Origin of the sequence: Arthrobacter sp. N1, assembly GCF_048288285.1 — a bacterium.
GTDB lineage: Bacteria > Actinomycetota > Actinomycetes > Actinomycetales > Micrococcaceae > Arthrobacter_D.
This window is the reverse complement of record NZ_CP102608.1, coordinates 2,695,379-2,708,419: the sequence shown is the minus strand read 5'-3', so window position 1 is coordinate 2,708,419 and position 13,041 is coordinate 2,695,379. Positions and strand designations below refer to the sequence as shown.

11 protein-coding genes are annotated in these 13,041 nt (G+C 71.1%); 7 read left to right on the top strand and 4 right to left on the bottom strand.

Annotated features, from left to right (window positions below; genetic code table 11):
- Window positions 1-15: 15 nt before the first annotated feature.
- The 6 genes from treY to NVV32_RS12510 all read left to right on the top strand — a co-directional run bounded on the left by treY (window position 16) and on the right by NVV32_RS12510 (window position 7,928).
- Window positions 16-2,328 (top strand): malto-oligosyltrehalose synthase, encoded by a 2,313-nt coding sequence (gene treY, locus NVV32_RS12535; RefSeq protein ID WP_422390377.1) that lies wholly within the window; start codon window positions 16-18, stop codon window positions 2,326-2,328.
- On the top strand, window positions 2,325-4,076 hold the full coding sequence (gene treZ / locus NVV32_RS12530; RefSeq protein WP_422390376.1) for a malto-oligosyltrehalose trehalohydrolase: 1,752 nt from the start codon (window positions 2,325-2,327) through the stop codon (window positions 4,074-4,076). The genes treY and treZ overlap by 4 nt, the downstream gene beginning before the upstream one ends.
- Before the next feature lie 163 nt (window positions 4,077-4,239).
- Entirely contained in the window at window positions 4,240-5,445 is a 1,206-nt protein-coding gene (locus NVV32_RS12525; RefSeq protein WP_422390375.1) for a GGDEF domain-containing protein, read from the top strand.
- A gap of 52 nt (window positions 5,446-5,497) precedes the next feature.
- A complete protein-coding gene (gene mgrA, locus NVV32_RS12520) occupies window positions 5,498-6,544 on the top strand; it encodes an L-glyceraldehyde 3-phosphate reductase (protein ID WP_422390374.1) in 1,047 nt (348 codons plus the stop codon).
- Window positions 6,544-7,083, top strand: coding sequence for a GNAT family N-acetyltransferase (locus tag NVV32_RS12515; RefSeq protein WP_422390373.1), 540 nt, complete (start codon window positions 6,544-6,546; stop codon window positions 7,081-7,083). The genes mgrA and NVV32_RS12515 overlap by 1 nt, the downstream gene beginning before the upstream one ends.
- A 44-nt stretch (window positions 7,084-7,127) precedes the next feature.
- The gene (locus NVV32_RS12510) at window positions 7,128-7,928 is read left to right on the top strand and encodes an HpcH/HpaI aldolase family protein (RefSeq protein WP_422390372.1); all 801 of its coding nucleotides are present in this window, start codon (window positions 7,128-7,130) and stop codon (window positions 7,926-7,928) included.
- Here the strand turns inward: NVV32_RS12510 and NVV32_RS12505 are convergent.
- Window positions 7,883-9,331: a 6-phospho-beta-glucosidase gene (locus tag NVV32_RS12505; RefSeq protein ID WP_422392045.1), complete on the bottom strand. Its 1,449-nt coding sequence runs from the start codon at window positions 9,329-9,331 to the stop codon at window positions 7,883-7,885. The genes NVV32_RS12510 and NVV32_RS12505 overlap by 46 nt on opposite strands.
- Window positions 9,332-9,416: 85 nt before the next feature.
- Between NVV32_RS12505 and NVV32_RS12500 the strand changes: the two genes are divergently transcribed.
- Window positions 9,417-10,556, top strand: a complete 1,140-nt coding sequence (locus NVV32_RS12500) for a PfkB family carbohydrate kinase (protein ID WP_422390371.1) — start codon at window positions 9,417-9,419, stop codon at window positions 10,554-10,556.
- Window positions 10,557-10,665: 109 nt separating this feature from the next.
- Here NVV32_RS12500 and NVV32_RS12495 read toward each other — a convergent pair whose 3' ends face one another.
- From NVV32_RS12495 to NVV32_RS12485, 3 genes are all read right to left on the bottom strand, one after another.
- Window positions 10,666-11,790 carry a hypothetical protein gene (locus tag NVV32_RS12495; protein WP_422390370.1) on the bottom strand — a complete coding sequence of 375 codons (1,125 nt, stop codon included), beginning with the start codon at window positions 11,788-11,790 and terminating at the stop codon, window positions 10,666-10,668.
- 364 nt (window positions 11,791-12,154) lie between these two features.
- Window positions 12,155-12,799 carry a GIY-YIG nuclease family protein gene (locus tag NVV32_RS12490; protein ID WP_422390369.1) on the bottom strand — a complete coding sequence of 215 codons (645 nt, stop codon included), beginning with the start codon at window positions 12,797-12,799 and terminating at the stop codon, window positions 12,155-12,157.
- Window positions 12,799-13,014: an AsnC family protein gene (locus NVV32_RS12485; protein WP_422390368.1), complete on the bottom strand. Its 216-nt coding sequence runs from the start codon at window positions 13,012-13,014 to the stop codon at window positions 12,799-12,801. Before NVV32_RS12485 ends, NVV32_RS12490 begins: the two co-directional genes overlap by 1 nt.
- Window positions 13,015-13,041 lie beyond the last annotated feature (27 nt).

The following is a 13,041-nucleotide window of genomic DNA, read 5'->3' as shown; positions in this document are numbered from 1 at the left end:
AGGAGGACCCCCACCGTGCTGACACCGACATCGACCTACCGGCTGCAGATCCGGAGCGAGTTCGACCTGCACCGGGCCGCGGCCCTGGTGCCGTACCTGCACGACCTCGGGGTGGACTGGGTCTACCTCTCCCCGATCCTGACGGCGGAGAAGGGCTCCGGCCACGGCTACGACGTCACCGACCCCACCGCCGTCGACCCCGACCGCGGTGGACCCTCGGGCCTCGCCGCGCTCAGCGGGGCCGCGCGGGCCGCCGGGATGGGTGTCCTCGTGGATATCGTCCCGAACCACATGGGCATCGAGACCCCTGTGGACAACGCCTGGTGGTGGCAGCTCCTGAAGGAGGGCCGCACCTCGCGCATGGCGGAGGCTTTCGACGTCGACTGGGACGCCGACGGCGGCCGGCTCCGCGTGCCGGTCCTCGGTGACGGTGACGGCGAGCTCGATCAGCTCACCGTCGTCGACGGCGAACTGCACTACTACGACAACCGCTATCCCATCGCGGACGGCACAGCACACCCCGGTGACACCGGCGCCGCGGTGCACGACCGCCAGCACTACGAACTCGTCAACTGGCGCCGGGCGGACAGCGAACTGAACTACCGGCGCTTCTTCGGCGTCAACAGCCTGGCCGGGCTCCGGGTCGAGGTGCCCTGGGTCTTCCAGGAGAGCCACAGCGAGGTGAAGCGGTGGTTCGACGAGGGACTCGTGGACGGCCTGCGCATCGACCACCCGGACGGCCTCGCCGATCCGAAGGGCTACCTCGACGACCTGCGGGCCCTCACCGGCGGCGCCTACGTGCTGGTCGAGAAGATCCTCGAGCCGGGGGAGAAGCTCCCCACCGACTGGGCCACCGAGGGGACCACCGGATACGACGCACTCGCGGACGTCGACCGGCTCTTCACGGATCCGGCCGGCGAGCACGCGCTCACGGCCACCGTCCCCGTCGACCCGTTCCACGAGATGATCCACGGGACCAAGCGCGGCATCGCCGACGGCATCCTGCGCTCCGAGGTGCTGCGCCTCGCACGCCTCGTGCCCGCCGAGGCAGGGCTCGACGCCGCGGCGACGGCGGATGCGATCGCCGAACTGCTTACCTGCTTCCCGGTCTACCGCAGCTACCTCCCGGGCGGCGCCGAGTACCTCGCCGAGGCCGTGCGCGATGCGCAGGTCCGCCGTCCGGACCTCGCCGACACCATCGCCGCGCTGCACCCGCTGCTGAACCCCTTCCTCGAGGGCGACGGCGCGTGGACCGAACTCGCCCAGCGCTTCCAGCAGACCTCCGGCATGGTCATGGCGAAGGGCGTCGAGGACACCGCGTTCTACCGGTACTCGCGGCTCGTCTCGCTGAACGAGGTGGGGGCGGATCCCGCGATCTTCGCGATCGATCCGCTCGAGCTGCACCGCCGGCTGCTCGAACGCCAGACCGAGGCTCCCCTGGCCATGACGACGCTGAGCACGCACGACACGAAGCGCAGCGAGGACACGCGGACCCGGATCTCGGTCATCTCCGAGCTCGCCGACGAATGGACCGGTGTCCTCGCGCAGCTCGAGGAGCTGGCGCCCATCGGCGACCCCACCTTCGCGCCGCTGCTGTGGCAGTCGCTCATCGGCGCCTGGCCGCTCACGCGCGAGCGGGCCCATGCCTACGCGGAGAAGGCCTCCCGCGAGGCAGACCTCAGCACGCACTGGACAGCACCGGACGAGGACTTCGAGCGCGGGATGCACGCGGCCGTCGACGCCGCGTTCGACGACGGCGCCGTCTCGGCCCTCGTGTCCGCCTTCGTCGAGCGCATCCGGCAGGCCGGCTGGTCCAATTCGATCGGGCTGAAACTGCTGCAGCTCACCATGCCCGGCGTACCGGACGTGTACCAGGGCACCGAGTTCTGGGACACCTCGCTCGTGGACCCGGACAACCGCCGCGAGGTGGACTACGACGCCCGCCGGAAGGTCCTGACCGACCTCGCCTTCGGCGCGCTGCCGCAGCTCGGTGAGGACGCCCACGCCAAGCTGCTCGTCGTCACGCGGGCGCTCACCCTGCGCAGGGACCGTCCCGAACTGTTCACCGGGTACGCCGCCGTCGTCCCGTCCGGCGAGGCCGCCGACCACGTGTTCGGCTTCGACCGTGGCGGGGCGATCACGCTCATCACGCGCCTGCCCTACGGGCTCGACCGGCGTGGTGGATGGGGCGACACCACCGTCGACCTGCCCGCCGGCAGCTACACGTGCGCGCTCACCGGGGCCTCGGTCTCCGGGGGGACCGTCCGCGCGGCAGACCTCTTCTCCACCTTCCCCGCAGCCCTACTGGTCCAGGAGGACGCAGCATGAGCCCCTTCGATGTCTGGGCGCCGCGCGCCCGATCCCTCACCCTCGTCGTCGAGGGGACGCAGTACCCCATGACGCAGGGCGACGGCGGCTGGTGGCAGCCGGCCGAGCCCCCCGCGTCGAGCGACGACGTCGCCTACGGGTACCTCGTGGACGGGTCCGACACCCCGGTCCCGGATCCGCGTTCACGCCGGCAGCCAGAGGGCGTCCATCAGCTGTCACGGACCTTCGACCCGTCCGCGCACGCGTGGCAGGACGGCGCCTGGCAGTCGCCCGGGATGAACGGCGGCGTCATCTACGAGATGCACCTCGGCACCTTCACGCCCGAGGGCACGCTCGACGCCGCCATCGGGAAGCTCGACCACCTGGTGGACCTCGGGGTGCAGTACGTGGAGCTGCTGCCCGTCAACGCCTTCAACGGCACGCACAACTGGGGCTACGACGGCGTGCTCTGGTATGCCGTGCAGGAGACGTACGGCGGTCCGGCGGCCTACCAGCGGTTCGTCGACGCCGCCCACCAGCGCGGCCTCGGAGTCATCCAGGACGTCGTGTACAACCACCTCGGTCCCAGCGGCAACTACCTCGGGTTCTTCGGTCCCTACCTGACCGAGGGTATGTCCAACACCTGGGGCGATTCCCTGAACCTCGACGGCCCGCAGTCCGACGAGGTACGGGAGTACGTCCTGCAGAACCTGCTCATGTGGTTCACCGACTACCATGTGGACGGGCTGCGGCTCGACGCCGTGCATGCCCTGCACGACGAGCGCGCGGTGCACATCCTCGAGGAATTCGGTGCCCGGACGGACGCCTGCGCCGAGGAGCTCGGGAAGCCCCTGTTCCTCATCGCCGAATCCGACCTGAACAACCCGCGACTGATCCAGACCCGCGACGTCGGCGGGTACGGCCTCGCCGGCCAGTGGAGCGACGACTTCCACCACGCGGTGCACGTCAACCTGACGCGGGAGACCGAGGGGTACTACCTCGACTTCGATTCTGTCGGCGCGCTCGCCAAGGTCCTCGAGAAGGGCTTCTTCCACAACGGGACCTACTCCTCGTTCCGCGAACGCCACCACGGCCGCGAGATCGATCCGGCGCGCGTCGCGCCCCTCCAGCTCGTCGTCTGCACGCAGAACCACGACCAGATCGGCAACCGGGCCGCAGGGGACCGCATCAGTGCCACGCTGAATCCGGCACAGCTGGCCCAGGCCGCGGTCCTCAACATCCTCGGGCCGTTCACCCCGATGCTGTTCATGGGTGAGGAGTACGGCGCGTCGACGCCCTGGCCGTTCTTCACCTCCCACCCGGAGCCGGAGCTCGGCAAGGCGACGGCGGAGGGACGGCTCAAGGAGTTCGAACGCATGGGCTGGCGCCCCGAGGACGTCCCCAACCCGCAGGACCCTGCGACGTTCGCCTCGGCGAAGCTCGACTGGGCCGAGGCGGAGCAGGGCCACCACGCCGAGCTGCTCGCCACCTACCGGCACCTCATCAGCCTCCGCGGTGACCGCGCGGAACTCCGGGATGCCGATTTCACCACCGTCTCCGTCGAGTTCGACGAGGACAGCCGCTGGATCGTGCTGCACCGGGGGCACACCTCGGTGCTGCTGAACCTCGGTGAGCACCAGGCGTCGGTCCCCGTGCGCGCAGCCGGCGCCGAGGTCCTCCTGTCCACCGTCGACGGGGTCGGACTGCTCGACGACGCGGTCCAGCTCCCGCCGTACGCCTCCCTCGTGCTGGCGCGGGCGGAGGCCTAGCCCGCGGGCTCAGGAGAACGGCAAGGTTGGGGCAGGACCGTCCGCCGCGGGCCGTGAGGGTCGGTGCGCTCCTGCATACTGGGCTGGAGATTCCTCCCGGCTGGGGGGCGGACCGCGTGGCCGAGTGTCGGCCGGGTTCGGGAGAGGCGAGGCGGATCACATCATGACCCTGGACATCACGACCCTGCGGGTGGCTTTCGGAGCCGTTTCCGTCACCCTCTTCGTGCTGTTCTACACGGTGTCGTTCCGCCAGACCCGCTCCGCGTACAGCGCCTGGTGGTGTGCCGCGATCGCGTTCTTCTTCACGGGGTCCACCGGCTACCTGCTGGACGGCACGGTCCACCAGGTGTGGGCGAACCCCCTGTCCAACACGCTGCTCGTCATGGGGACGGTCAGCGTCTGGGCCGGCGCGCGGACCCTCAGGACCAGCAAGCCGGCCTGGCTCCAGCTCTCCGTGGCACCGCTGCTGACACTGCTGGCGTCGGTGGTGGACACTCCGGCAACGAACACGTGGTCGGGCGGGCCGGTCTTCCTCGGGATGATGTCCCTGACCATCGGGCTCGCCTCCTGGGAGCTCTGGCGCCTGCCGAGCAGCTACAGCCGTGTCGAGGCACCCCTCGCGGTCGTCTCCGCGCTGGTGTCCGTGCTGTACCTCGTCCGGTGCGTCGTGTTCATCGCCGAAGGGCAGAACGGCGACGTCTTCACCACCTACGTCGGCTCGGGTGTCACCACGCTGATCACCCTGGTGCTGCTCGTGGTCGTCTCCTTCAGTGCCGCCGCCCTCAGCGCCGAGCAGATTGCCACCGACCTGCGGACGCGGGCTGACCGCGATGCCCTCACGGGGCTGCTCAACCGTTCGGGGTTCCTCGATCTCGCAGCGCTGCACACCGATCGCCTCGCGCGGACCGCCCGTCCGGGCGCCCTCATCCTCGCGGACCTCGATTTCTTCAAGGCCGTCAACGACACGTACGGGCATGCTGCGGGCGATTCCGTGCTCAGGGCCTTCGCCGAGGCCTCGACCGAGACGGTGCGTTCCACCGATCTCGTGGGCCGCTACGGCGGCGAGGAGTTCATCTTCCTGCTGCCCGGCGCGTCGGCCGCGCGTAGTGAGGACATCGCGCGGGACGTCAGTATGGCCCTCCAGGGCCGCAGTGCGCCGGACGGATTCGAGATGCCGACGGTCAGCTATGGCATCGCCGCCCTCGACGCCCTGGACTACGATCTCGACGCCGCCATCGCGGCGGCCGATCAGGCCCTGTACGCGGCGAAGGCGGGTGGCAGGGACAAAGCGGTCCGCGCCATCCGCCCCGCGGACACCACCGGAGGGTCTTCCGCCGAACCACCGAACGGTCCAGTCCGCACCCCTTGAGGGGTGACCTCCGAAGACGGTGGGCGACGTACCGCTCACCTAGGATGAGGACATGACCTTCCACCCCGCCGAAGACCGCTACGACTCCATGCCCTACCGCCGCGTGGGGAAGAGCGGCCTGCAGCTCCCCGCCGTCTCCCTCGGCCTGTGGCACAACTTCGGGGACGACAAGCCCTTCGAGGTGCAGCGTGACATCCTCCGCCGGGCCTTCGACCTCGGCGTCACCCACTTCGACCTCGCCAACAACTATGGACCGCCCTACGGCAGTGCCGAGACGAATTTCGGCCGGCACCTGAAGGACGACTTCCGCCCGTTCAGGGACGAGCTCGTGATCTCCAGCAAGGCCGGCTATGACATGTGGCCCGGACCCTATGGCGATTTCGGGTCCCGCAAGTACCTGCTGGCGAGCCTCGACCAGTCGCTCGGGCGCATGGGCCTCGAGTACGTCGACATCTTCTACAGCCACCGCCCGGATCCGGCGACGCCCCTGGAGGAGACGATGGGTGCCCTCGACACCGCGGTCCGCTCCGGGCGCGCGCTCTACGCGGGGATCTCCTCCTACTCGCCCGAGCGCACCCTGGAGGCGGCGGCCATCCTGCGGGACCTCGGGACGCCGCTGCTCATCCACCAGCCCTCCTACTCCATGCTCAACCGCTGGGTGGAGAACGGCACCCCGAACCTCCCCGAGGCCCTCGAGCAGGTGGGCGCCGGGTCCATCGCCTTCTCGCCGCTGGCCCAGGGGCTCCTCACGAACCGCTACCTGCACGGTGTCCCCGCTGACTCCCGCGCGGCCGCGCACAAGTCACTGTCCGAGGACTCGCTGTCCGAGGACAACCTGCGGCGCATCCGGGGGTTGAACGCGATCGCCGAGGGCCGCGGGCAGACCCTCGCGCAGATGGCCATCGCCTGGATCATCCGTCCGCAGCCCAAGGGCACCGCCGTCACCTCGGCGCTGATCGGCGCGTCCAGCGTCCGCCAGCTCGAGGACAGTCTGACGGCCGTGCAGAACCTCGACTTCACTGCGGAGGAGCTGCACGCGATCGACGAGTTCGCGGTGGACTCGGACATCAACACCTGGACGAAGGGCCGCCAGGGCTGATGCTTCGCTTCCGGGAGGCAACGGCCGGGGACTGGCCGGCCGTTTGGGCCCTGATGGAACCCGTGGTCCGGGCAGGGGAGACCTACTGCTGGGACCGGGACATGGACGAGGAAGCCGCCCGGCGGGAATGGCTCCCCGGACCTGCGGGACCCGATCCGACCCTCACGGTGTTCGTCGCCCTCGACCCGGCCACGGACCGTGTCCTCGCCACCGCCCAGGTGCATGCCAATCGCGGCGGACCGGGGGCGCACGTCGCCAACGCCTCCTTCCTGGTCGCAGCGGAGGCGGCAGGCCGAGGCGTCGGACGGGCCCTCGCCGGCCACGTGCTGGCAGAGGCCCGGACCAGGGGGTACACGGCCATGCAGTTCAACGCCGTGGTGCAGACCAACGAGCGGGCGGTGGCCCTGTGGACGTCGCTCGGGTTCGGCATCATCGGTACCGTGCCCCGTGCGTTCGATCACCCCGTCCTCGGCCCCACGGGCCTGCACATCATGCATCGCTTCCTCGAGTCGCCTGTACCGGCCGGCGGGGCGGGCTGACCGTCACGCTCGGAGTCCGTGGCGGTGGGGGCCACAATGGGAGCATGACCGCCGATGCGACCGTCCATGATCCGCTGCTGGGTGTCTGGGCGACACTCGGCGAAGCCCGCCTGACTCGCGAACTCGCCGGCGCGGGCGCCGGCTGGGTAGGGCTCGACGCGCAGCACGGGCACTTCGACGACCGCTCCCTCCGCGAAGCGCTTCTCCACCGCCCCGCGGGCTCCGCCCCGATGCTCGTCCGGGTCGGGGCGAACGATCCCGCCCTGATCGGGCGTGCCCTGGACGCGGGCGCCGACGGCGTCGTCGTCCCCCTCGTGGACAGTGTCGCCGACGCCCTGGCAGCGTCGTCCGCCAGCCACTATCCGCCGCTCGGTACCCGGAGCTGGGGTCCGCTCCACGGCAGCCTGCCCGTCCATGCGCCGGGTGGCGACGCCGGGCCTCACGCGGTACCGCTCTGCGCCGTGCTGATCGAGACCGCCGCGGGACTCGACGCGGCCGGGGAGATCGCTGCGCTCGACGGCGTGGACATGCTGTTCGTGGGGCCGTTCGACCTGTCCCTGGCCCTGGGGCTGCAGGTGGACGAACTCCTGGCGGCGACCGACGACGACGCGCCGCTGCCGAGGATCGTCCGGGCCTGCCGCGACGCCGGGATCACCGCCGGCGCGTACGCCGGCTCGCCGGAACGGGCAGCGCTCCTCGCGGCGTCGGGTTTCCACTGGATCGCCTCCACCACGGACGCGGCCCTGCTCGCGCTCGGCGTGTCGGGTCTCCGCGAGAACCTGCGCCGGGCCGCCTCCGATCAGTCGGTCCAGAACTCCGCCAGTGCGGGGAACGCCCTCTCGTAGCCCGCGAGGACGGCCGTCGCGGCGTGGAAGGAGTCGATCAGTGGATGGCCCGCGAAGGCACGGAGGGCCGCCGTTCGATCGCGGTGCACCGCAGCCCGGACGGTGTCCTGCTCCACGGCCTTGACGGCGGCCATCAGCCCCAGCTGGTGCGCGGTCAGCGGAGCCGCGGGACGCGGCGCGGCCCCGGAGGCGTCGACGACGGCCGGCACCTCCACGACGGCGGTCTCCGGCAGTTCGGGGAACGTGGTCCCGTTCCGCACGTTGAGCACGAGTTCGGCCGGCCTGCCGGTCAGTAGTGCCCGCATGACCCGCAGCGCCACGCGTTCGTAGCCGCCACCGGCGAGATCGGCCTCGTCCCGCTGCTCGTCGGCGGGACGCGCCTCGGCGAGGTAGCCGGATTCGCGCTCGCGGCGCGCATCCTCCCAGGCACCGAACGGGTCGACGGCCTCGGCGAGGCGGGGGTAGAGGCCCTGCTGCTGATCACGGAGGATCTCGCCGCGCGTCCTGTCCGCACCCCGGATGGCGCGCAGGGCCTCGCGGTGGAAGTAGTAGTAGAACAGGTACTCGTTCGGCAGGGCGCCGAGACTGCTCAGCAGGTCCGGTCCGAACAGCCGGCCCTCCTCGAAGGAACCGAGCCGCAGGGGATCCGCGAGCAGGGCCGGCAGCCTGTCGCCGTCCCGTGCGGCGGGCGACGGCGATCCGCCGTCGTGCCCGCGTTCCTGCCCGGCGGACGCGCCGCCGTCGAGCCCGCGCAGCCACCCGAGATGGTTCAGGCCCACGTAGTCGACGCCTGCGAGCGAGTCCCCGAGGTCCAGGCCGACGGCGCGGGCGGCGCGGGTGACGAGCCCGGAGGCGGAGTCGCAGATGCCGATGACCCGGTGGCCCAGGACGCCCGAGGCCGCCTCGGTGACCATCCCGGCGGGATTCGTGAAGTTGATCAGCCAGGCCTCGGGTGCGAGCTCCCGCATCGCGGTGGCCAGCCGCAGCATGTCGGGGATGGAGCGCAGGGCGTAGGAGATCCCGCCTGCTCCGACGGTCTCCTGGCCGAGCAGGCCCGCCTCGAGGGCCACGCGTTCGTCCAGCACGCGTCCGTCCGCCCCGCCGCTGCGCACGGCTGCGAAGACGATGTCCGCGCCGGGGAGGGCGCGCGCGAGATCGGTCTCCACGCGGACCGCCGGGGCGGGGCTCCCCGTCGGCGGGGGCATCGCGTGCAGCACCCGGGCGATCGCGCGCGCCCGTTCCGCAGAGGCGTCGAGCAGGACGACGTCGGACACGAGGCCGGCGAACGGCCCGTCCGCCAGCGCCCGGTACACCAGGGGCACGCGGAAGCCGCCGCCGCCGACGATCACGAGGGTGGCTCCCGGTCCGGTCGATGAGCGCACTGCTGGACCCGCTTCCGTCATCGTGGGGGCGGCCGGTGCTCCGCCGCCCGTGGTGGTGCGGGCGTTCATGGCCCGCTGCCCGCGTCTTGCAAGTATTGTGCCGTACATGTCCCCACAGCACCGGTTCGATCCGCTGGCGGCCACGCGTGGCCCGGACGGCCCCGAGTTCGACCTCCTCCTCGCCGGGCAGGTGTTCTTCGACATCATCTTCACGGGCCTCGAGCAGCTGCCGTCGCCGGGGACCGAGGTATGGACCGACGGGATGGGGTCCGGGCCCGGAGGGATCGCGAACCAGGCCATCGCGGCGAGCAGGCTGGGCCTGCGCACCACACTCGCGGCTGCCTTCGGCGATGACGGGTACGGACAGTTCAACTGGGACGTCCTGCAGGACCAGGAGCACGTGGACCTCTCGCGGTCGCGGGTGTTCGGGCAGTGGCACTCGCCCGTCACGGTGTCGCTCTCGGTGCACCAGGACCGGTCGATGATCACGCACGGGCACCCGTCGCCGCTGCGCGCCTCGGAACTGATCGGGACGCCGCCGTCGTGCCGCGCCGCGGTCGTCGGTGTGGAGCAGGAGGTGGAGCCCTGGGCGCGTGCCGCCGCAGCTGCGGGGACGAAGCTGTTCGGCGACGTGGGCTGGGACCCGGAGGGGGAGTGGGCGCCCGAGACGCTGGCTTCGCTCGAACACTTCTACGCGTTCATGCCGAACGCCGTGGAGGCCATGGCGTACACGCGGACCGAGGACCCGTGGGCCGCGCTCTACTCCCTCGCCGATCGCGTGCCGGTCGCCGTGGTGACGGTGGGCCAGCAGGGCGCCATCGCGATCGACTCGCTGACGGGTGAGGAGGAGTGGGTGCCGGCGCTCCCGGTCTCTGCCTACGATCCGACCGGAGCGGGGGACTGCTTCGGGGCGGCATTCGTCATGGGCGACCTCGCCGGGTTCCCCCTCGCGGACCGGTTGAGCTTTGCCAATCTGTGCGCCTCCCTGTCGGTGCAGCACGTGGGCGGGTCCCTGGCGGCGCCCGGGTGGGGCGACATCGCCGACTGGTGGCACCGGGTCAACACCGGGCGCGACGGCGTCCGGAAGCAGTGGCTGCGGCGCTATGCCTTCCTCGAGGACCTGGTGTCCGACGTCCCCACGGAGGCCGTGCGCCGGGCTTCGGCGACCATCGCCCGGCATTCCGACGCCGCGCCGTCATCGGGCCCGGCGGAGGCGCGGCGTGAGGGGATCGCCGACCTGGGCTGAGCGGTGGCGCCCCAGGGGCCGTGCCGGGCGTGGATCGACGGCCGGGGGAGTACCGCCCACCGGTCGGCCGACGGGAGGCGTCGGCACGGACCGTCGCGTCTCCCGGGTCCTAGGACTCGTCGAGGACCTCTCCCACGTACTGGATGGTCAGCACCGGCGATTCCAGTTCGTCGATGCCGGCCACCAGGGCGACATAGGCCTTCTCGCCCTCGAAGCCGGGCGCGATGTAGTGATAGCTCTTCCAGGCCGGGTGCTCGGCCGCCCCGTGCCATGCGATGTACAGGAGGAGGTCCTCCCACTCGGAGTCGGGCGGGAGTCCGGTGAAATCCAGGGCGTCCAGGACGGCCTGCTCGACGGCGACGGGGCACAGGAAGTAGTGCCGCGAGGCGTAGGGGCTGATGTCGACGAGCTCACCGTTCCTGAGCGCCACCTGCCGCGAGGTCCCGGGGTACTTCTCGGGCACCTCGCTGGTCACCTGGTGCTCGAGGAGGTCGATCTGCTCCGTGCTGGGCTGTCCCTCCGGATGGAGGTACGGATTCACGCGGGACGCGGCGTCGTAGGGCGTGAACCACGAGGACGCCGCGTCGTCGTCGCCGGACGTGCGCTGGTAGGTCCCCTGCAACGCGTCCGTGTCCTCCAGGAGCCCGCTCACGATGCGGTCGATCCCGATTGCCCCGAGCTTCGTGCCGTACTCGGCGTCGGCGTGCCGGACCCCGCTGCGGGCGAGACAGTAGACGGCAAGGCCGTGCGCGAATGTCCGCGCCCGGTCCCAACCCAGCTCGAACTCCGCGGCGACCTCGGAGAGCACGACGGCGAAGCGCTGCAGGAAGCCGGAGGTGTAGTGGGACCGGTACGCGCGGGGCAGGGTGTCCACCACGCGGGCCGCGGCCGAGGTGACGTAGGCGCCCACGTCACCGTCGGCGGTCTCGAGGGTGCGCAGGGCGAAGATGTCCTCGAAGATGCCGTCGAGGACGATCGGGATGGATCGGCGTAGGGCGCCGCGCAGCAGTTGCGCCTGGACGAGGGCGTGGAGCCGCTCCTCCGGCGAGTCGTAGTTCGACGCGGGCAGCTGCCCGTCCTCGTCGAGCTGCATGCGGCCGATGCACGCGCCCTGCAGTTCCGGTCCACCGAAGTAGCCGAAGAGGGTGATGTCGATCCCCTCGAGCCTCCGGCCCTCGTTGATCAGGTCGATCTGCCGGGGCGGCAGGTTCTGCGGGTCGATCTCGGGTACCACTGTGCTCCTTGCTCGGCGTGGCGCCAGACTAGCAGCAGCAGGGCCCGTCCTTCGGGCTGCGGGTCGACGCAGCCGGGCCACGGGGCTGAGTCGTGACGTGTGGGAGGATGCGCCCGTGAGCGGAAGGGGACGTCATCCGTCGCCAGGTCCAGTGGTTCCGCGTCGCGGACCACCGGCTCGAGCCGCTGCCGCTCACGGGCGGCAGGCATGCCGATCCGCCATTCCTGGGCCGTCCCGCACCTCCGATCCTGGCCCGCGTCCGATCGACAGGGCGGGCCGGGAGGAGCCGGCACCAGCAAGCATCCGACCGGACCGGTCGATCAGGCCCGAGGTCTTCCTCCAGGCCGGCACCTCGGGGAACAGCTCAGCCTCGCAGGGCCGCCGCTTCGCCGAGCCAGCGCGCATACAGCGCCCAGGGATCGACGACGCCGGCGGACAGGCGCCCCACATGGGCCTCGAGGTCCGGGGTGGTGGTGAACCATTCCGACCTGTCGCGTCGTGACGCCGCGAACTGTTCGTGACGGCGGTGTTCCACGAGCCGGTCGCCCCGTTCGAAGGCGAGGAGCTCGTCGTGCCAGATCCGCGCCAGGCGTCGGCGCGGGCTCGCCGTGGTGCCGATCTTGATGCGGTCCCGGAAGCGGAGGTAGTAGACGACGTCCACCCTCGGGGGTGGGAGGCCGTCGTCGAGGACCGCGCCGACGGGCCATTCGCAGGCAGCGCACACCCAGCCCGACGGATACCGGACGCCGAGCCGAGACCCGCAGGCACGGCAGGCGGAGGGCAGGAGGTCGGTGATTCCCGACGTCGTGTCCGACCATTCGGCGACGAGGGCCACGTGCACAGCACAGAGGGCGAACGGTGCATCCTCCACCGGACGCCCGCAGAGCCCGCCGCCGCCGTCCGACAGGACGCAGCCGGGTGGGGATTCGACCACGTCGTCGATCTTCCCGGCCGGTGGCAGGGAATGCAAGGTCGCGTCGAGCAGCGGCCCGAGCCGAGGTGGCGGCATTACTGCTTGCCGTACTTCCGGTGCACCGCCTGCTTGCTGACGCCGAGGGACTGGGCGATGGCTTCCCAGGAGAGACCGGCCTGACGGGCCCTGCGGACCAGCCCCGCCTCCGCCCGCCCGATCTCCCTCTGCAGTTCCGCGACCGCCTGCAGTGATGCGGCAGGTCCTTCCCCGTCCATCGAGCCGATGAGTGTCTTCATGTGCTCCACCTCCATTCGTCAACATTAGTTGACAAATGGCAG